Source organism: Luteolibacter ambystomatis (assembly GCF_018137965.1).
Classification (GTDB): Bacteria; Verrucomicrobiota; Verrucomicrobiia; order Verrucomicrobiales; family Akkermansiaceae; genus Luteolibacter; species Luteolibacter ambystomatis.
On record NZ_CP073100.1, the window covers coordinates 4,438,989 to 4,459,672 of the forward strand.

General features: G+C 63.7%; 9 protein-coding genes. 6 read left to right on the top strand and 3 right to left on the bottom strand.

The features are described 5' to 3' along the window. Positions 1 to 41 precede the first annotated feature (41 nt). On the top strand, positions 42 to 1,406 hold the full coding sequence (locus KBB96_RS17160) for a CPBP family intramembrane glutamic endopeptidase (RefSeq protein WP_211630720.1): 1,365 nt from the start codon (positions 42 to 44) through the stop codon (positions 1,404 to 1,406). Positions 1,407 to 1,478: 72 nt separating this feature from the next. Then, a complete protein-coding gene (locus KBB96_RS17165) occupies positions 1,479 to 3,227 on the top strand; it encodes a serine/threonine protein kinase (protein WP_211630721.1) in 1,749 nt (582 codons plus the stop codon). Positions 3,228 to 3,251: 24 nt separating this feature from the next. Here the strand turns inward: KBB96_RS17165 and KBB96_RS17170 are convergent, their stop codons facing one another. Next, positions 3,252 to 3,638 carry a globin domain-containing protein gene (locus KBB96_RS17170; protein ID WP_226373569.1) on the bottom strand — a complete coding sequence of 129 codons (387 nt, stop codon included), beginning with the start codon at positions 3,636 to 3,638 and terminating at the stop codon, positions 3,252 to 3,254. Between the two features lie 208 nt (positions 3,639 to 3,846). Here KBB96_RS17170 and KBB96_RS17175 point away from each other — a divergent pair, with 208 nt between their 5' ends. The 3 genes from KBB96_RS17175 to uvrA all read left to right on the top strand — a co-directional run bounded on the left by KBB96_RS17175 (position 3,847) and on the right by uvrA (position 12,451). Beyond that, positions 3,847 to 5,070 (top strand): serine/threonine-protein kinase, encoded by a 1,224-nt coding sequence (locus tag KBB96_RS17175; protein ID WP_211630722.1) that lies wholly within the window; start codon positions 3,847 to 3,849, stop codon positions 5,068 to 5,070. Positions 5,071 to 5,486: 416 nt separating this feature from the next. Further along, positions 5,487 to 6,815: a serine/threonine-protein kinase gene (locus KBB96_RS17180; protein WP_211630723.1), complete on the top strand. Its 1,329-nt coding sequence runs from the start codon at positions 5,487 to 5,489 to the stop codon at positions 6,813 to 6,815. A gap of 53 nt (positions 6,816 to 6,868) precedes the next feature. Beyond that, the gene (gene uvrA, locus KBB96_RS17185; RefSeq protein ID WP_211630724.1) at positions 6,869 to 12,451 is read left to right on the top strand and encodes an excinuclease ABC subunit UvrA; all 5,583 of its coding nucleotides are present in this window, start codon (positions 6,869 to 6,871) and stop codon (positions 12,449 to 12,451) included. A 282-nt stretch (positions 12,452 to 12,733) separates the two neighbouring features. On the opposite strand, the gene lpdA is transcribed toward uvrA, so the two are convergent. Further along, positions 12,734 to 14,116, bottom strand: coding sequence for a dihydrolipoyl dehydrogenase (lpdA, locus tag KBB96_RS17190; protein ID WP_211630725.1), 1,383 nt, complete (start codon positions 14,114 to 14,116; stop codon positions 12,734 to 12,736). A gap of 146 nt (positions 14,117 to 14,262) precedes the next feature. On the opposite strand from lpdA, the gene KBB96_RS17195 reads away from it, so the two are divergent. Continuing rightward, entirely contained in the window at positions 14,263 to 14,607 is a 345-nt protein-coding gene (locus KBB96_RS17195; protein WP_211630726.1) for an SH3 domain-containing protein, read from the top strand. Positions 14,608 to 14,618: 11 nt separating this feature from the next. Here KBB96_RS17195 and KBB96_RS17200 read toward each other — a convergent pair whose 3' ends face one another. Next, on the bottom strand, positions 14,619 to 20,432 hold the full coding sequence (locus KBB96_RS17200; RefSeq protein ID WP_226373570.1) for a non-ribosomal peptide synthetase: 5,814 nt from the start codon (positions 20,430 to 20,432) through the stop codon (positions 14,619 to 14,621). Positions 20,433 to 20,684 lie beyond the last annotated feature (252 nt).

Sequence of the window (20,684 nt, forward strand, 5' to 3'; positions counted from 1 at the left end):
CTGGAGAAATTGACGATTGTAAAGGCGGTTGCCCCCTTCTCATGCCGGTACTTCCCTCGAATCCCTACCGGCAGATCCTCGCCCGGCGATTTCCCGAGCCGTTCATTGCCTTGCTGGCATTCGTGCTCGGGGTGTGGATTTGGGATCATTACTTCGGTCCGAAGGCGGGCTACGAACCGGGTTCCGACCAGATCGCGCTGGTGAAGTTCGACCGCGATGTGCGCCTTGCGGAGGCCATGTCCGGGGACTCGCCGTGGCTGCGGAAATTGGTGGGAGTACAGCCGCCGGAAGAGGTGAAGCGGAAAGGTATCGAGGCCCTGCAACTGCTGGCCCGTGACAAGAGCCTGGGTACGGATGGCGTGGAGGCCCTCGTCATCGCCATCGCCGAGCGGGACCGGCTGCCGATGCTGGAAACCCTGCGCCAGACTGCGGCCGGACTGCAGGGGGCGGATTTTCCGCAACCCTATGAAGCCTTGGTTGGGAAGATGCTGGCCGGAGATGGCCGCTGGTGGGAGAGATCACTGGCGCGCACCTATGCCCCGGAGCGTCCGACCGCCGCGGGTCTGGATGATGCGATCGTGGTATTCGACCGGGGCTCGGCGGTGCTGCGGCAGCGGGCCATCATCGGCCGCTGCGCCGTCTGGCTGATGGTATGTGTCGGAACGTTGTTCCTGCCAGCCGCTCTGCCGCGTCTGGCAGGTCTGCGGAAGTGGGAAGGCGGCGGCTACGCCAGCCGCTGGAGCGCCTCGCTGGGAATCGTAGTCTTTCTCGTCTCCACGCTGGCTTGGATCGGGTTCACCTTGTCGATGCGGGCCGGACTCGCGGCGGTGAGGGACGTGCCGAACTGGATGATTCTGGCCCTGGATACCGCCATGCGTCTGCTGCCAGCCGCCATCGCGATTGGCTGGCTGTTCCGCCGTCCGGGGCACGCGGCGCGGGTGTTGGGCCTGAACCGGCCGCCGGTGTGGTCGGTGGTATTCGGCGGGTTTGCCTTGGTCGGGTGGGTGAACGAGCTGTTGCTGCCCTGGCTCAAGCGTTTTTCACCCCCCGATCCCACGGGCGGGTTGGGATTCGGCGAGGAAGGGCTGTGGGGATTGACCTTTGCGGTGGTGTCGGCGTGCCTGGTGGCCCCGGTGGCGGAGGAGTTGCTGTATCGCGGCGTGTTGTTCCGCTCGCTGGCGAACCGGATGGGAGTCTGGGGTGCCGCGCTGCTTTCGGCCTTTGTGTTCGCCCTTGTCCATTTCTACGATCTGTACGGGCTTGCGAGTGTGGCGACCTTCGGCTTCACCTGCGCCATCGCATACGCGGCTACCCGCAACCTTCCCACGGCGATCCTGTTGCACCTTCTGTACAACACCGCGGTGAAACTGCCGGAGTGGCTGGTGTATCACTCGAACCTCCATTGAAGAAACGGACGACGGGATTCCAATCGCTAACAGAGCGGTCCCTTGCTACCCGTTTCCTGTTTTCATTCATTCATGAGCCTGCCTTCTTCCTTTGATGCTCCCGCGCCCGAGACCTTGGCCGCGCACCTGCCCGCGTACGATTTCGAAGTCCTGATCGCGTCCGACGTGACCGGAGCGGTTTACAAGGCCCGCCAGAAGTCCCTGGACCGCGATGTGGCGGTGAAATTCCTGCCCGCGGAGCGTCTGGCCGATCCCAAGGTGCGGCAGGCATTCGAAAACGGCGCGCGCGTGCTCGCGAAGCTCAACCACCCGAACCTGATCTCGGTATTCGACTTCGGAGACATCGACGGCACGCCGTACGTGGTCATGGAGTTCGTGCCGGGCAAGTCGCTCCAGCGTTCCGCTTCCGGAAAGCAGATCCACCCCGTCCAAGCCGCGGAACTGGTGATCGGCATCTGTCAGGGGCTGGCTCATGCCCATGACAACGGCGTGATCCACCGCGACCTGAAGCCTGCGAACATCCTGCTCAACCAGAAGGCCCAGCCGAAGATCGGTGATTTCGGTCTCGCCGACCTGCGCGAGACCGGTGCGGAAAACCAAGCGTACATTGCGCCGGAGGTGCTCAGCCAGCCCCGGGCGGCCGACCGCCGTTCGGACATCTATTCGGTTGGCGTGATTCTCTACACCCTGCTCGCAGGGAAAGAGCCGCATGCGGGCTCCCCGCCTCCCTCCGCGGTCTGTGATGTGGATGCGGGTCTCGATCACATCTGGCAGCGGGCCACGCAGCCGAATCCCGGCTTGCGCTATCCGGATTGCCACGAGTTCGCGGCCGACCTTTCCGAATGGCACCGCATGCGCACCACTGGAAAAGCCGCGGTCATCGCGGAAGCACCTGCCGGACCAGCCGGTGCGCCGAAGCGTATGCCCGCGCAGCGTGTGGAAGAGGATGAGCTGGTCATCCCCGCCAAGAGCGGCTCGGGCGGGTGGTTGGTGAATCTCATCCTACTCGGCATTCTCGGTGCCGGTGGCTATTATGCCTGGCAGAAGTTCGGGCAACCGGCCTCCCAAGCGGATGCGCCGACCCAATCCGCGCCTGCCGAACCAGGCAAGGCTCCCGGCTCAAGAGACATTTCGAAGCTTCCGCTGCCGGCTCCCGGGGCAGGCTCCCTGCCGGACCCGAATGGCGGATCTCCTTTTGGCAAGCCGGTTCCCGGGACGGACCTCTCCGGTCCGGACGCGGCCGGCGGGACTCCGGGCAAGACCGCCCAAGCCGCCAACGATCCACTGACCGTCAAGGCGCGCGAACTGATCGCGGATGCCGAGAAGGAGCGCACCAAGTCGCTGGGCGACAATGTCCGCAATTTCTTCTTCGATATTGATGGCTGGGCCCGTTCGTTGCCGAACAAGGAGCAGGTCTCCCGCAAGGCGGACGTGGACAAACTCAAGGGCGCGGTGCGCGATTCCCGCGTTCCTGTTTCCGTGCCATCCAGTCATACCCTGGCCTCCGTCCCGAACATCACCAAGGCGGTGTCCCGGGCGGCGGACAAGCAGAAGCAGATCGATGCCGAGTATGCCACCAAGGTCGGCCGCTACCGCGATCTTTATGTGAGCAAGATGAAGGTCTCCATCGATGAGGCCACCCAGAAAGGCGAGGATGCCACCGGCCTGAACCGCAATCTGGAGGCTGCTGCGGAGCTCTCCGGGTGGATCGACAGCCTCGGTGGCAAATTGCAACCGGAGAACCCGGTGCTCGATGAGCCGAACGAGTACAAAGGCATTTTTGGACCGACCACGAACCCTTTCGGCACCCCGATCAAATGACGGAAATCGGCGCGGCGGCCGGGATCAGCCGCCGTGGCCCGGATGATTGCGCAGGAAATCCGCGACTTGCTCGAAAAACGGGCCGAGCCACAGCCGGGCCTCGGCAGGAACCGCGGTTTCATCCATGGATTCCCGCATCAGCAGTACCCAGCGATCCCGTTCCCGCTCGCTGATGGTAAAGGGCATGTGTCGCATCCGCAGGCGCGGATGGCCCCGGTTTTCCAAGTAGCGGCTGATCCCGCCGATCCGGAACAGCAGGAAATCCCGCAGCCGTTCCTCCGCCCCCTCCCAGTCATCCGCCGGATACATCGGTCCCAGCACATCGTCCGTCCTCACCCGCCGGTAAAACGCCGCCACCAGCCGCGTGATGCCATCCTCCCCCATCGCCTCGAAGGTCATTTGCTCGTCCACCTCGCAAGAATTGACTCGCGAAACCCGTTTTTCCAGTCGGTTTCGGAACTACCCGCTCGTCCCCGGGTTTATAGCCTGAGTAAATTTCCTAAGAAACTGGTCACAAATCCGTCTCCCAGTGGCGTTTGTTTGCTCTGAGGCATGGCGATAGCTCTTGACCTCATCTGAGGCTGACATTAGCCGCCAGCCGTCCGCACCCTTGCTTTCCATGACTGAAGCCTCCCACGCCCCAACTTTTGAGGCCCCCACGCCCGAGCATCTCGCCGAGCTTTTTCCGAGTTATGACATCGAGGGGCTGGTGGCCTGCGGTGGCATGGGAGCCGTGTTCCGGGCCGTCCAGCGGGCGCTCGACCGGACGGTGGCGATCAAGATCCTCCCGAAGGAATTCGGTGCCGATGCCTCGTTCCGCGAAGCGTTCCAGGCGGAAGCCCGCGCGATGGCGAAGCTCAACCACCCGAATCTCATCGGGGTGTACGATTTCGGCGAGGTCGAGGGCATGCCTTTTATCATCATGGAGTATGTCGCCGGAGGATCGCTCTATGAGGCATCCTACGGCCGCCGCATCGATCCCCGCGAGGTCGCCCGCATCGTGGCGGCCACCTGCGATGGTCTGGCCCACGCCCATGAGCACGGTGTCCTGCACCGCGACATCAAACCGGCGAACATCCTGCTCGATCTCCAGGCTCGTCCGAAGATCGGGGATTTCGGTCTGGCCCGTCCCATCGGCTCCCACGAGGGAGAGGAGGAAACGGTGTTCGGCACGCCCCACTACACCGCACCGGAAGTATTGAACCGTCCGACGGCGGTGGATTCCCGCGCGGACATTTTCTCCATCGGCGTGGTGTTGCACGAACTGCTGACCGGCCAGAAGCCTGCTGACGATCCGCGGCTGCCTTCGGTGATCTGCGGCTGTGACATCCGCTTCGATGCCATCGTGCGCAGCGCCACCAATCCGATGCCGGAAATGCGCTATGCGAATGCCGGCATCATGGCTCGCGAGCTTCACCAGCTTGAGGAGGCACTGGGTCGCGCGACCAAGGCGGTCGATCTCCGTTCGCCGACTTCGCTTCACCGCATGCCCGGTCCTTCCAACCGTGCGCCGGGGCCTGTGCGTCGTGCTCCGACGGCTGTGGCACGCGCCAGCTATGCCGGTGGAAAGTCCGGCAGCAAGGGACTCTTCACCACCATCCTGCTTCTCGGTGCGGTGGTCGTGATCGCCTGGCTGATCTTGAAGACCGGCATCAAGGTGCCGCAGGCTCCGCCACAGGAACCGGCGGTACCCACTGCCGAAGGGGGTGCCTCGAAGCCTGCGCCGGAGACTCCCGGCTACGGCAAGAGAGCGGCGGAACAGGCTGACCGGCCGAAGCCGAGGCAGCAACAAGGTGAGGAATCCCCCTTTGGTTCGACCACGGCTCCGAAGTCGGACCCGTAAGGCGACGCAGGATTGAGGGAGGATGTGGTGGCCCCTTTGCGTAGGGTGCCACCATCGTATCGATCCATGGGAAGGCCTATGGATCTTGAAGCTGTTAGATGATGTGGCGGCCTCAAGTGGCCCGGCGCATCGACGGATGGTTCGTCCCGAAATGTAAATTCGGAATGCGCCAACTTTTACGTCGATTTGACGCAAAGGGGAGGCCCCGGATGTCAGGGTGATAGGGTCATGAAAATGAATCCACGATTTTCGTCCGATTCCGGGATGTGGTGGCGAATTGTGTAGTGAGAGCCATTTGCAGCAGGAGCTCATCCATCCGGGAGCGATCCCGCTTTCTTCCAATCGGCCACCTGCGTCATAAAACATCGCTCCGATGACGCTTATGTACCGCATTGAATCTTTGTTGAACCACCGTCATGAATGCCATTGCATCCCTTGCCTTCGAATCTTTCGACCTCAGGCAGATCGCCGGATTGTTTCCCGGCTATGACATCACCGGTCTGGTCGCCTGCGGCGGCATGGGCGCGGTGTATCAAGCGGTCCAGCGTTCGCTGGCGCGGACCGTTGCCATCAAGATCCTGCCGCGTGAATTCGGTGCGGATCCTTCCTTCCGCCAGGCCTTCCAACTCGAAGCGAAGGTGATGGCACGGCTCAACCACCCGAACCTGATCGGAGTCTTCGATGCGGGTGAGGTGGATGGCATGCCTTATCTCATCATGGAATACGTGCCCGGAGGCTCGCTCCACGAAGCCACCCACGGTCATTGCGTGCAGCCCCATGAGGCCGCGACTTTCATCGCCTCGGTTTGCGAAGGTCTCGCCCACGCCCACGCCCATGGCATTCTTCACTGGGACATCAAGCCGGCGAATATCCTGCTGGATGCGGAAGCCCGCCCGAAGATCGGCGACTTCGGGCTCGCCCGCCCGGTCGGACATTACGAAGACGGCCCGGAAATCATCTTCGGCACGCCGCATTACACCGCACCGGAGGTGCTGAATCGTCCGACAGCGGTGGATTCCCGGGCGGACATTTTCTCCATCGGCGTGGTGCTTCACCAACTGCTGACCGGCAGGTTGCCCGCGGAAGATCCACGCATGCCTTCCAGGATCTGCGGCTGCGATATCCGCTTCGACCACATTGTCGGCACCGCCACCCACCCCCTGCCGGAAATGCGCTACAGCAGTGCGGACCAGATGGCCCGTGAGCTCCATCATCTGGCGCAGGAATTGCGCCACAAGCTCTCCGCTTCCATCGGTGCGGCCCCTCGTTCCGCGGTTCCCAACCGTGCGCCGGCACCGGTTCGCCGCGCGGTGGGACCCACCGGCTACACCACTCCCAAACACCGTGCCAGCGAATGGCTGACCACCGCCGCCCTGTTGTGTGGAGCGGTGGCTGTCGGGTGGTTCATCCTGAAGAAAGGTGCCAAGGTCGAGGGTGCCGCCGCTGCCGGAGCCGTCGCTGCGGTATCGGAGGAACCGGCCGGACCGGCACTGGCTACCACCGGGGAGTCCGATCTCACGGCGCTTGCCGCACGCCTGGCAAATGCCGCTCCGAGCCACCCCGGGCCGGAAAACAAATCCACCGCCGCGGACCGGCCACTTGCCTCGATCGAGCCGGTCTCTCGGCCACAGGAAGCCGGGAAACAGGAGCAGCAGGCACCGGCATCGGTTTTGAAGGAGAACGAGTCATCGGTTTTCGGTTCCGCCGTGCTGTCGAAAAAAGACACTACCGGCAACGACCGGTAATTTCCCTTATTGGTTCCACTGGCGGAGCGGACATTCCTGCCTAGAGTCCGGGCGTGCCCGCTCGGAAAAAGTCCTCCGCCCCGTCCACCGCGCCCGCCATCGCCCTCCGGGGTGCACGCCAGCACAACCTGAAGGGACTCGATCTCGATATCCCGCTCGGGAAGCTCACCGTCGTCACCGGTCCGTCCGGCTCCGGCAAATCGTCGCTGGCGTTCCACACGCTTTATGCGGAAGGCCAGCGCCGTTACGTCGAGACGTTCTCGCCGTATGTGCGCCAGTTCTTCGACCGCATGGACAAGCCGGCGGTGGATCGCATCGATGGCATCCCACCTGCGATCGCCATCGAGCAGAAGAACAACGTCCGCACCACGCGCTCGACGGTTGGCACGCTCACCGAGATCAACGATTACCTGAAGCTGCTCTACGCGCGGCTGGCCAGCGGCTTTGATCCCCACACCGGGGAGGAGATCCGGCCGGACAGTCCGGAGTCCGCCGCCGATTGGGCTGCGGAGCATGTGGCGGGTCAGGCGGTGATGGTGACCTTCCCGGTGCCGGTGCCGCCGGACACGACGAGTGCGGATCTGTTCCCATTTCTCAACCAGCAGGGCTACCTCCGCATTCTCCATGCGGGAACGGTATTACGCACCGATGAACCCGCACCGGAAGGCGTGGAGTTCAAGCGCGGCATCGAGGTGATCCAGGATCGTCTCACGATCTCGGACGAGAATCGCATGCGCCTGCTGGAGGCCTTGGAAACAGCTTTCCACCTCGGCAAGGGCCATGCCGCCATCGCGGTGCCGAAGGGTGGGACACGGAAGTTCTCCACCAGTTGGACAAATCCGCACACCGGCTTCAGCCTGCGCGCGCCCAGCCCCTCGTTGTTCTCGTTCAACAATCCGCTCGGCGCTTGTCCGAAGTGCCGTGGCTTCGGCCGCATCATCGGCATCGATCTCGACAAGGCCGTGCCCGACCCCTCGCTCACGATCAAGCAGGGCGTGATCAAGCCGTTCCAGGGCGAGCGCGGCGAGGAATGCCAGCGCGACCTGCTGCGCCATTGCAAGGAACGCCGCATCGATATCAACACGCCGTGGGAGGATCTCGAGGACGAGGTCCGTGAGTGGATCTACTACGGGGACCGTAGGTCACCCGGCGCCACCGGCCCCGCGGAAGCCGAGGAGCTGTGGCGGGATGGCAAGTGGTACGGCGTGAAGGGTTTCTTCGATTGGCTGGAGACGAAGGCCTACAAGATGCACGTCCGGGTCTTTCTCAGCCGCTACCGGTCCTACACCGCTTGCCCGGAATGCCGTGGCAAGCGCCTCCAGCCGGAGGCGCTGTGCTTCAAGATCGATGGCAAAACATTGCCGGACCTGTGGACGCTGCCGGTGACGGATTTGCGCGAGTGGTTCGACACGCTGGCCGCCGTGCCGCGCCAGCCGGATCCTTCGTTGGAACTGGTGCTGAATGAAATCACCTCGCGCCTGCATTATCTCTGCGAGGTCGGCCTCGGCTATCTCACTCTGGACCGCCCGACCCGCACGCTTTCCGGCGGCGAGGTGGAGCGCGTGAACCTCACCACCTGTCTTGGAGCTTCCCTGACTGGAACGTTGTTCGTGCTGGATGAACCGACCGTCGGCCTGCATCCGCGGGACATCCACCGTCTTGTTGGCGTGATGCATGGCTTGCGCGACAAGGGCAACACGCTCGTAGTCGTCGAGCACGAGGAAGCGGTGATGCGTGCGGCGGATGAGATCATCGACCTTGGTCCCGCCTCCGGTGAAAACGGCGGCTCGCTGCTTTATCAAGGCCCGGTCATCAAGCCCGCGAAGGGCCAGGGTGGTACGCTGCCATGGCTGAGTGGTGGCCGGTCGATTCCCGTTCCCAAGAAGCGCCGCCAATCCGGTGGCGCGAAGCTGGAGATCCGCGGGGCATCGCGCCACAATCTGAAGAAACTGGATGCGGACATTCCGCTCGGCCTCTTCTGCTGCCTCACCGGCGTTTCCGGATCGGGCAAGTCCACCTTCGTTCACGACGTGCTGTATCTCAATCTCGCCCGCAAGTTCGGAAAGGAGATCGAGGACGAGCCCGCGCGCGTGAAGGAGATCAATGGCTCGAAGCACCTCGGTGGCATCGAGCTGGTGGACCAATCACCGGTGGCGCGCACGCCGCGTTCAACGCCCGCGGTGTTCATGGGGGCGTTCGATCCGATCCGCCAGCTCTTCGCCCTCACGGAGGATGCGAAGGCCCGCGACCTGAGCACCGGCTTCTTTTCCTTCAACTCGGGTGAGGGCCGCTGCGACCGTTGCGCGGGCGTGGGCTCGGAGAAGGTGGAGATGCAGTTCCTTTCCGATCTCTACGTCACCTGCCCGGATTGCAACGGCCGCCGCTACAAGGCGTCCACGCTGGATATCCAGTACCGCGGCAAGTCGGTGGCGGACATCCTTGAACTGACCGTCGATGAAGCGCTGGCGTTCTACGAGGTGGAGAAACTCCCGGCCCCGATCGCAAAGCGCCACGGCCAGATCATCGCGCTGTTGCAGCCACTCGCGGAAGTGGGACTCGGTTATCTGAAACTCGGCCAGCCGCTCAACACGCTGTCCGGCGGCGAGGCCCAGCGCCTCAAGCTCTGCCAGCTCCTCGCGGAAACCAAGGGCGATGCCAGCGGCAACAAGCTGCTCATTCTCGATGAGCCGACCACCGGCCTGCACTTCACCGACATCGAGCGCTTGCTGGCGGTGTTCCAGCGTCTCGTTGATTCCGGCCACTCGCTGTTGGTGATTGAGCACAATCTGGATGTGATCAAGTGCGCCGACTGGATTCTCGATCTCGGTCCGGAAGCTGGCGCGAATGGCGGCCAGCTCGTCGGCTCCGGATCACCGGATCACATCGCCACGCTCGGCACCGAAACCGCACGCTTCCTCAAGGATGCGCTTGCGGGCGGACGTGGCCTGCATAATGAGGCACCGGTTTCCGCGGTGACCGTGGTGGATCGCGACGTGATTTCGTTGTCCGGTGCGCGCCATCACAATCTGAAGAACATCTCGCTGGAGATCCCGCGTGAGAAATTCGTTGTGCTCTCCGGTTTGTCGGGTTCCGGCAAATCCACGCTGGCGTTCGACATTCTCTTCGCGGAAGGCCAGAGGCGCTTCCTCGATTCGATGTCGGCGTATGCGCGCCAGTTCGCGGAGCAGCTGGAGAAGCCGGAGATCGACCGCCTCGCCGGATTGCCGCCGACGGTGGCCATCGAACAGCGCGTGTCGCAAGGCGGTGGCAAGTCGACCGTCGCCACCGTCACCGAGTTGTGGAACTTCATCCGCTTGCTTTATTCAAAACTAGGTGTGCAGTACTGCCCGGATTGTCATCTCCCGGTGGAGAAGCAATCGCTGGCCGCGATCGAGAACACGCTGCGCGGTTATCTCAAGCGTGGTGCCGTTTCGGTGCTCGCGCCGGTGATCCGTGCGCGCAAGGGCTTCCACACCGAGGTCGCCGAATGGGCGCTCAAGCACGGCTTCACGAAGCTGCTGGTGGACAAGAAATTCCGAGAGGCCGAGGGCTTCCAACGTCTGGAGCGCTTCAAGGAGCACGACATCGATGTGGTCGTGGCGGAGCTCCCGAAAGGCGCGGCGAATACCAGCATTCCCGTTTCCCGCGCGCTGGAGATCGGCAAGGGCGTGATCCGCTTGTTCACGCCGGACAAGAAATTCGTGCTGCTTTCCAGCGAGGCGAGCTGCCCGTCCTGCCACAAGTCTTTCGACGATCTCGATCCGCGGATGTTTTCATTCAACTCGCCGCACGGCTGGTGTCCGGAGTGCCGCGGCCACGGTCTGGTGCCGAAGCGTCGCCGCCATCTCGACACCTCACGTTTCGATTCGGTGCTGGAGGCGGAGCTCGATGCCGACCGCACGATCGAGCGCATGGAGGACGAGGAACTGGTGGAGTGCCCGTCTTGTCACGGCGCCCGCATCAATCGTACGGCATCCGCCGTACATCTTCAAGGCACGCCGATCCGTGATGTCGCCCGGCTGGCCATCGACCATGCCACCGGTCATTTCGGAAAGATCCGCTTCGGTGGAGACCGTGAGGCCCTCATCGCCCGCGACATCCTGCCGGAGATCCGCCAGCGCCTTGCATTCCTTCAGGAGGTCGGCCTCGGTTATCTCCAGCTCGACCGCTCCGCCAAAACACTGAGCGGCGGCGAAAGCCAGCGCATCCGCCTCGCCGCGCAGCTCGGGTCGAATCTCCGTGGCGTGCTCTACGTGCTCGATGAACCGACCATCGGCCTGCATCCGCGCGACAATGCCGCGCTGCTCGACACGCTGGTGGCGCTGCGCGACAAGGGGAACTCGCTCATCGTCGTGGAGCATGATGAGGACACCATCGCCCGCGCGGATCATCTCATCGATCTCGGCCCCGGTGCCGGGCGTCTCGGCGGACAAGTGGTTTACCAAGGCAATCCTCCGCGTATCGGTGAGGGCAAGCCGACCGCCGCGAAGAGCAAGAAGGCGGGCGGTTATGATCTGGCCAACTCTCCCACTTGGCGCGCACTTGCGGACATTCCCGTCCACCCGATGCGTGGCGAACGCCGCGCGGTGGCGAAGAGTCATCCGCGGCTCACCGTCACCGGTTGCAGCGTGAACAATCTCAAGGAGGTGGATCTCCACATTCCTCTGGGTCGTCTCACGGTCTTCACCGGTATTTCCGGTTCGGGCAAGTCCACGCTGATGCATTCCTGTCTGGCGGTTGCGGCGGCCAACCGCCTGCTCAAGCCGACGAAGAAGAATGCCCCGCTGGGATTCACGAAGGCGACCGGCTTCGACAAGATCCAGAGCGTCTATGAAGTGGACCAGTCTCCCATCGGCAAGACGTCGCGGTCCTGCCCGGCGACGTATGTGAAGGTCTTCGATGACATCCGCGCGCTTTACGCCCAGCTCCCGGAGGCGCGCATGCGCGGCTTCGATGCCTCGCGTTTCTCGTTCAATACCGAAGGCGGGCGGTGCGCCGAGTGCAATGGCAACGGCCGCGTGAAGCTGGAGATGGATTTCCTGCCGCCCACCTGGGTACACTGCGAATCCTGCAATGGCAGCCGCTACAACCCGGCTACGCTCGAAGTGACCTTCCGCGACAAAAACGTCGGCGAGGTGCTGGCGATGACCATCGATGAAGCCGCAGGGTTCTTCGAATCGCAGCCACGTATCGCACGTCCGCTGCGGCTGCTTGCGGATACCGGCCTCGGTTATCTCCAGCTCGGCCAGGCTTCGCCCACTCTATCCGGTGGCGAGGCACAGCGCATCAAACTCGTCAGCGAGATCGCCAAGGGCCGCAGTGCGAAGACACAGATCCGCACGCTGCAATCGGTGAACAAGAACCTCTATCTCATCGAGGAGCCGACCGTCGGCTTGCACTTGGAGGATGTGAAACGTCTCATCGACGTGCTGCACCGTCTGGTCGATGAAGGTCACACCGTCGTCGTGATCGAGCACCACATGGCGGTGGCGGCGGAGGCGGACCACATCATCGACCTCGGCCCTGAGGCGGGTGAGAACGGCGGCGTCATCATCGCCGAAGGCACACCCGAACAGGTGGCGAAGTCGAAGAAGTCACGCACCGCGCCGTTCCTGAAGGGGGCGTTGAATCGGTGAGATGCATCTCTGAGGGATGAGCTTCTGTGAGGTAGCTGGAGTTGTGAGACTTCAGGCTGGGTCGAGTTGCGAAGTTCCGTATCGCGTCCAGTCTCCTCCAGGGCGCGGCCTCGTGATGAGGGTGGATCTTCCCCACCCGAAGTCTCACGACCCCGGCTACGGAACCGGGCGAACCGCTGGCAGCAGACGTGATCGCAGGATCGAACTTTCGTCACAGGCCCAAGAAAAAACGCCGCGCGGTTTCCCGCGCGGCGTTTTCGATTCGATCTTTCCAGATGACGATCAGAAGTGGATCGCGTGGCCTTCGGCGGCGAGCGTCGCTTCGTGGATCACCTCGCTCATCGTCGGATGGGCGTGGATGGTGGTGTGGATGTCATCAATGGTGAGTTCCTGGTCGAGCGCCAGACCCATCTCGGCGATGAGTTCGGTGGCGTTGTCGCCGACGATGTGCGCGCCGAGCAGTTCGCCGTGTTTCTTGCCGTAGAGCAGCTTCGCGAAGCCGTCCGGCTCACCGGCGGCGATGGCCTTGCCGATGGCGACGAACGGGATCTTGCCGACGACATACTCGATGCCTTCTTCCTTCAGCGCGCGCTCGGTCTTGCCGACGGAGGCGACCTGCGGGTGGCAGTAGGTGCAGCCCGGGAAATTGGTGACCTTGCGCGGCTTGTGCCCATCCACGAACAGGCCGTCGACGGCCTGGATCGCTTCGAAGGAAGCGGTGTGGGCGAGGAGCGGCGGACCGGTGATGTCACCGATGGCATAGACTCCCGGGATGGAGGTTTCGTAGCGGTCGCCGACCTGGATCCAACCGCGGTCCGTAAGCGCCGGCTGCTGGCCGCCCGGCAGGACCGGGAGCACGCCAATGGCGACGAGGACGACCTCGGCGGACAGGGTGCCCTTTTCCTTCGGACCGTCCACGGTCACTTCCACGTGGGTGCCCTTGTCGGCGGTGGCGGTGATCTTGGTGTTGGTGAGGCAGCGGATGCCCTGCTTGATGAAGGACTTCTCGACGGTCTCGCCGACCTCGGTGTCTTCCACCGGGAGGATGGTCGGCAGCATTTCGACGAGGGTCACCTTCGTGCCGAACGCGTTGTAAACGTAGGCGAACTCCGCGCCGATCGCACCGGCACCGATGATGATCATGCTTTCCGGCTGCTTCGCGAGGACCATGGCTTCCTTCGAGCCGATGACCGAGGTGCCGTTGAAGGGCAGCGGCGGCAGCGGGCGGGACTTCGCGCCGGTGGCGATCATGATGTTCGTGCCCTCGAGCACGGACTTGGTGCCATCCGCGGCGGTCACGCCGACCTTGCCCTGGCCCTCGATGGAACCGAAGCCACGCACGTAATCGACTTTGTTCTTCTTGAAGAGGAATTCGATGCCGCCGGCGAGTTTGTCGGACACTTTGCGGGAGCGGCCGATCACCGCGGACCAGTCGTAGGTGAGATTGTCGAACTTCAGGCCGAACTCGGAGGCCTTCTTGGTGAGCGTCTGGTAGAGCTCGGCGTTCTTGAGCAGAGCCTTGGTCGGGATGCAGCCCCAGTTGAGGCAGGTGCCGCCGGCGCGGTCCGCCTCGACACAGGCGACTTTTTTGCCGAGTTGGGCGGCGCGGATGGCGGCGACGTAGCCGGCCGGGCCGCCACCGATGACGATAAGATCGTAGGCCATGGGATTGCAGGAATTCTGGTTCGGCGGGAGGTTGGGGGCGCGGGAGGCGCTTGTCAACGTGTGGGGACCACCGTTCTCGCTCCGGCCCCAAACCCGCTCAAAAGGGACGTGACGGAATCGCTCCGGACGGGAATGCTGGCGGCGAGATGCCTGCCTTCATCGCCAACGCCGACTACGAGGAAAAGGATTCCAACCCGATGCACCTGCAGCCCGGGGACGAGGTGAACGTGGGACCCGCCGACCGTGCCTGGCCGGGCTGGGTGTGGGCGGAAGACCATGACGGTCGCCACGGCTACATCCCGGAGGAAATCCTGGAGCCGCTCGGCGAAGGCCGTTTCGCGATGATGGAGGGTTTCGACCCGACGGTGCTCAAGATCCAGCGCGGCGACCGTCTGGAATCGCTCCGCCAGATCCACGGCTGGCATTGGTGCCGCAGCGCGGATGGCAAGGAAGGCTGGGTGGCCGGCTATCTGCTCAAGCCGGAAAGCTGAGGAGGAAGCGGCTACGCTTCCTCGCTCCCCCATATCTCCCGCAGCACCGCCGCGACCTCGGCGGCGGAACCGCCGCGCAGGAATTCCTCGTGGCGGCCTGAAACCGCCCGCGTCTCGATGCGGGTGCGCGCGTGGCGTTTCCACCCCAGATCCTCGGGTGCGGGCAGCCAGCCATCGTCCTGCGCCCGCACGATGACCAGCCGCTCCACTTCCGGGAGCCGGGGCTGATGGCGGTGCAGGATCTCCCAGTGGTGCTCCGCCCGTTCGCGCGAGGCCTCGTCAAGCTGGGAAAGATCGAGCACGGTATGGATGTCCGGAGTGCGGCGTGATCCCATCAGGTCACGGAGGACTTCTATCGCGGCACGACTCTTCATCGCCATCCGTTTGGCCATCAGGTCGGGATCGTAGGCGGTGATCCGGGGAAGGTGTTTTTGCACCCGGGATGCGAAGTGCTTCCACGATGAAGGCCGTAGCAGATGCGAAAGAGGGAGTCGTGCGTCCGTCGGCCGGGATTCGAGAAGTGCCAGGGATTCGATTCTCCCGCCCGTTTCCGATAGTTGCGAGGCGACCTCGGCCGCGACGTTGCCACCGAAGCAGAATCCGGCGATGCGATATGGGCCTATCGGTTGTACCGAGCGGATGATTTCCACATGGCGGCGCGCCATGGCCGCGAGGCTGTCGAACGTCCGCGTGCCTTCTGCGATGCCGTAGGAGGTGAGGGTGCCGAGGCCGGCTGCGGCTTCGCGATAGGGGAAGAGGCCCATGCCGCCATCGATCAGCGTGTGAATCCAGAACACCGGAGGTTCCGCGGAATGGCCTTCGTGCAACCGGATCGCCCGCGGTTCGGTGAAATTGATGCCGGACGATTCTTCCACATGGGAGGCAAAGCCCGCGACCGTCGATCCCCGGAACAAGGTGTCGAGCGCGACTGGAAATCCCAAACGCCGCGAAAGCTCCGCCGTCATCCGGGTGGCGAGCAGGGAATGCCCGCCCAGCGCGAAGAAATCATCGTCCCTGCCCAGCGGACCACTGCCCAACAGGCGCTGCCACACCACCGCCACTTCCGCCTCCAGCGGATGGTGGAAGCCGTTGTTTGCCGTTGCCTGTGGGGCTGCGGGCTGAATGGCGGAGAGCGCGCGGCGGTCGATCTTGCCGCTGGCGGTGAGTGGCATGGCCACCACTTCCACCATGGGTGCGGGCACCATGTAGTCCGGGAGCCTTCCGGCGAGATGGCGGGTGAGTTCCGCAGCGGTCGAGGGGGCGGAGGTGCGATAGTATCCCACCAGGCGTTCGCCGCTGGCGATCACCGCCGCTTCGGCCACGGAGGGATGGGCGAGCAGCGCCGCTTCAATTTCACCGAGCTCGACCCGGAAGCCGCGCACCTTCACCTGGCCATCGGAACGTCCCAGGCATTCCAGCGAGCCATCCGGCAGCCAGCGCGCGAGATCGCCGGTATCGTAGAGGCGTTCTCCATCACGGACGATGAATCTTTCCGCCGTGAGATCCGGCTGCTGCCAGTAGCCCTCCGCCAGTCCCGCCCCACCGATGAACAAACCACCGGGCACACCGGGCGGCATCGGTTTGCCCGCGCCATCCAGTACGTGCAGGACGGTGTTCGCAATGGGTCTGCCGATGGTGATCTTGTCCGCTTCTGGCGCGACTTTCCAAAGAGTGGACCAGACCGTGGTTTCGGTCGGACCGTAGAGATTCCAGACTTCGCTGCCGAGCATGTGGAGCTGGCGGGCGAGGGTGGGGTCGAGAGCTTCACCGCCGCACAGGATTTTCAGAGTTGGCGATCCCTTCCAGCCCGCATCAATCAGCATGCGCCACGTCGAGGGAGTGGCTTGGAGCACGGTCGGCGGATGCGTTTCGAAGTGCTGGCGCAAGGCGGTACCATCGCGCGCGAGTTGGCCCGGGATGAGGTCGAGGGCCGCTCCCGTCATCAGCGGCAAGTACAGTTCCAATGCGGAGATGTCGAAGGACACCGTCGTCAGCGCGGCCAGCCGGTCTCCGGCGGCGAGACCGGGTTCCTCCCGCATCGAGAACAGGAAGTTGGCGAGCGCACCGTGGGAAACCACCACGCCCTTCGGTCGTCCGGTGGAGCCGGAGGTATAGAGGATGTAGGCTGGATCTTCCGGAGAAAGGCCGGCCTGTGCAGGGGGATGACTTTCCTCCGCCATGGCGGGATCGAAGAGGATCGCATCGCTGCCTTCGGGAAGACGGTCGGCCAGCGCAGGGGAAACGAGGATGGAGAGCGAAGCCTGATCCTCGAGAATCCAGCGCAGTCGTTCCGGTGGATTGGCGGCATCCAATGGCACGTAGGCGGCGCCGGTCCTCCAGATCGCCAGCAGCACCGCTGGCAGCCAGGCATCGCGTTCCAGCAGCACGGCCACCCTCTGACCAGAGGCGATGCCGCGTGCTTGGAAGGCGGCGGTGAGTTTTTCCACGCGCGACCAGAGTTTGCCTGCTGTTAGAGAGACGTCTCCACAGACCAGTGCGAGAGTCTCGGGGCGGCTCCGCAATGACGCCTCGATGTTCCTCAACGGCACCTGCTCGAGAAATTCCGGGCGGGTGGGACCACGGGAGAATTGCTTCAGGCGCGCCTCATCCGCCGCAGTCAATCCATGCAGTTCAGCAACGGGAGTGTCAGGTGCGTCCACGCCCTGCTCCAGCATTCGCAGGTAGCGTTCCAACAGCGCCGAGACGGTTTCCCGCCTGAACAAGTCCGTGCGATACTCCAGGTAGAACTCGTGGTGATCAGAGAAGGCAAAGACGAGCGCCGAGAGATCGAACTGGGCGGCCCCGCGATGGGCCAGGCGCGGACGGCATTTCAATCCATCCGCCCAGGTGGTCGCGAGAGGGATCTCCTGATGATCGAACATCACCTGCGCCAGAGGGGCGTGGTCCAGCGCACGTTCCGGCCGCACCGCTCCGATGATGCGTTCGAACGGAGCGTCCTGCGCTTCCAGCATCTCCAGCGAGGCATCGCGGATCCGGGCCACCAGGGCGGCGAATGATTCCGATCCATCGATGCCGGGCCTGAAGGGCAGGGTGTTGACCAGATTGCCGATGATCGCACCGCTGGCCGCATGGTTGCGGTTGGCCACCGGCACCGCGACGACAGGATCTTCTCCGCCGCCGTGGCGGCGCAGGGTGGCCAGGAAGGCGGCGAGCAAAACACAGAACGGCGTGGTGCGCCGGGTGGCCGCGAGCCTGCCAACCTTTTCCAGCAGGATCGAGGACAAGCTGCCTCCAACCATCGCACCATCCGATGAAGGACGGGCGGGGCGGGGAAAGTCCAAGGGCAGGGTGAGGATGCCTTCATGTCCGTCCAGTTTCCGCCTCCAATAGTCGATCGCGCCATCCGCCCCACCCTTCTCGATCCATCCACGATGCCACGCCGCGTAATCGAGATAAGAGGGGCTTGGCGGCTGAGGCAGCGGCTGCGGTTGCAGGCATTCCTCCCGATAGCGGGCGGTGAGTTCGCCGAGCAGCAGGCGGATCGACCATCCATCGGTGACGATGTGGTGCGCGCACAAGGCCAGCACGTGCGAGCGGGTGCTCCGTTTCAGATGCAAGGCGCGCACCGGAGGGTCCGACGCGAGATCGAACGGGCGGCGGGCGAAGTCCGCGAGAAGCGCGTCGATTCCACCGGCATCCGCGTGGAAGGCATCTGCGGTTTCGATCGCCACCTCCGGGATGGCGTCGATCATGATTACCGGAAGACCATTCTCCCGGCGGTGGCGGCTGCGCAGGATTTCGTGGCGGGCGAGGATCGCCTTGAAAGCCCGGGACAGGGCGGCGCCGTTGATCGGGCCATCCAGATCCAAGGCTCCGAATACATGATAGGCCGCGCTCTGCGGCTCAAGCTGATGCAGGAACCACATCCGCTCCTGTGAGTGGCTTGTCACGTTGGCACCGGGATCGCGGGCCGGGATGGCATCCGGCAGACAAGCCGCCGGCTTCATCGCCAGCAGATTCGCGAGCGCGGCAAAAGACCGGGAGGCAAACATTTCCCCCACCGGCAGGTCCGCACCTCCATAAGATCGAAGCAGGGCCGCAACGCGCGTGGCATCCAGGGAACTCAGGCCATAGGCGACAGGGTCGTCTTCCGGCCGCGGGGTCGGGCGGCCGGTGGCCTCGGCCACCGCGGCCGCCAGCCGGTCGAAGGCCGCCCGCCCGTTGAAGTCGAGCTCCTCCGCCACAGGAGGCGAGTCGTCATGGAGAATGGGCAGAGTGTCGGCGAGCAATGCCTCACGACTGGCCGAGCGGCGGATCTTGCCGCTGGTCGTGCGGGGCAGCGTGCCCTGGCGGACGAGCAGCACACGATCGATGGGGATGCCCGCATGCTCGCCGATGATCTGGCGGATGGCGTGGCAGAGAGGAGCGTGACGTTCTGTTGCCAGTTTGGGGATCTCCTGGACCAGCACGAGTTTCTCGGGCCCCTCGCCATGTACGGCGAAAGCGGCCCCCGCGGATGCGGTCAATCCGGGATCGGCCGAGATGGCGGCCAGCTCGAGGTCCTCGGGCGAGTGGTTCGCGCCATCCACGATAATGAGGTCCTTGAGGCGGCCTGCGACAAAAAGTTCTCCTTCGTCCACGAAGCCGAGATCACCCGTGCGGAGCCAGCCATCCTCCTGGAAAACCTCCGCCGACTCTTCCGGGCGCCGCCAGTAGCCTCCGGCCACGCTGGGGCCCTTGACCAGAATCTCACCCGTGAGCCCATCTGCCAGCGGCTCATGGCTGATCGGATCCTCAATGCACACGCTCATGGCGGAGACTGGCGGACCGCAGGACACCAGTCCGCGGCATTCGCGTGGCGGCATGCCTGGCTTGCGCGCGCTGACCGTGAGCGTGGATTCAGCCAGGCCGTATCCCGGGAGCAGCGCATCGGCGCGGAATCCGCACGGGGCGAATGTTTTTGCGAACCGCTCCAGGGTATCCACACGCACCCGCTCCGCACCACACGGCGCGGCCTTCCAACAGGAAAGATCGAGTTCTTCGAAATCCTCGGGACGGACGGCACGCAGGCATTGCTCGAAGGCGAAATTCGGAGCTGCGCTGAATGCGGCGCGGTAGCGGTGGATCGCTCGCAGCCAGCGCATCGGGCGGTGAATGAACGCCTCCGGTGGAAAGAACGTCAGCGGGATGCCGCTGCCCACCGCGTGCAGGATTTTCAGAACCAACCCCATGTCATGATAGGGCGGCAGCCAGCTCAGGAGTGAATCCACCGGGCCGGCGTGCGCGCGGGTGGCTTCCCATTGATGCACCAGATTCGCGTGGCTGACCTGGACCCCTTTCGGTGAGGCGGTGGAGCCGGAGGTGTATTGCAACAGACAGGGACCTTCGCCGGTGGGCGCTGCAGGGGAGGGTTCCGTTTCGGGATCGAACTCCAACCGGGCGACGCCAAGACGCTGCAAGGCATCGTGATGCGCGGCGGATGCCAGGACGTGTCTCGCACCGCTGTCACGCAGGATCGCGGACAAGCGTTCGCGATGCCGGTGGCTCTGGGGTGGATAGCAGGGAACCGCGATCGCCCCTGCATACCAGCATCCGAACAAACCTTCCAAAAATTCCAGCCCGCAGGGCTGAGCGATCACCACGGGCTTCCCTGCCACTCCGCAGGCAATCAGTCCGGCGGCGGCTTTTCGCGCGCGGGATGCCAGTTCTCCGAAAGTCAGGCTGCCGCTCTCATTCTCACCATCTTCAAGAAACCGGTACGCCAGAACATCAGGCATCTCCGTGGCACGGGATTCCAGAATGTGGACAAGCGAATCGCCACGCCTGGGCGGCGGTGGTTCGCATGGCTTGTGGGCGCAAGACATGCCGAAAAGGGGAGGAGGTGGCAGTTGGGGTGAACCCGTGGATTATCCGATCCGAAGGACGGGGACAATCCGGAATGACGATTTTATAACTGGTCCGGCGAATGAATGTTTTTGGGAAACGTCAAGTTACGTTATTGTCACAATCTTTCTTTCAATTCTAAATTACTAAGTATAAACGCGTAATGATTTAAGATTTTTAAAAAATCGGATGGACCCGGCCCGGTCGTTGGGCCACTTTTCCGCACGTTCTCG

Coding starts and splice junctions, on each gene's coding strand:
- lpdA (WP_211630725.1), bottom strand. CDS start 14,116: ATGGCCTACGATCTTATCGTCATCGGTGGCGGCCCGGCCGGCTACGTC.
- KBB96_RS17175 (WP_211630722.1), top strand. CDS start 3,847: ATGACTGAAGCCTCCCACGCCCCAACTTTTGAGGCCCCCACGCCCGAG.
- KBB96_RS17160 (WP_211630720.1), top strand. CDS start 42: ATGCCGGTACTTCCCTCGAATCCCTACCGGCAGATCCTCGCCCGGCGA.
- KBB96_RS17165 (WP_211630721.1), top strand. CDS start 1,479: ATGAGCCTGCCTTCTTCCTTTGATGCTCCCGCGCCCGAGACCTTGGCC.
- KBB96_RS17180 (WP_211630723.1), top strand. CDS start 5,487: ATGAATGCCATTGCATCCCTTGCCTTCGAATCTTTCGACCTCAGGCAG.
- KBB96_RS17200 (WP_226373570.1), bottom strand. CDS start 20,432: ATGTCTTGCGCCCACAAGCCATGCGAACCACCGCCGCCCAGGCGTGGC.
- KBB96_RS17195 (WP_211630726.1), top strand. CDS start 14,263: ATGCCTGCCTTCATCGCCAACGCCGACTACGAGGAAAAGGATTCCAAC.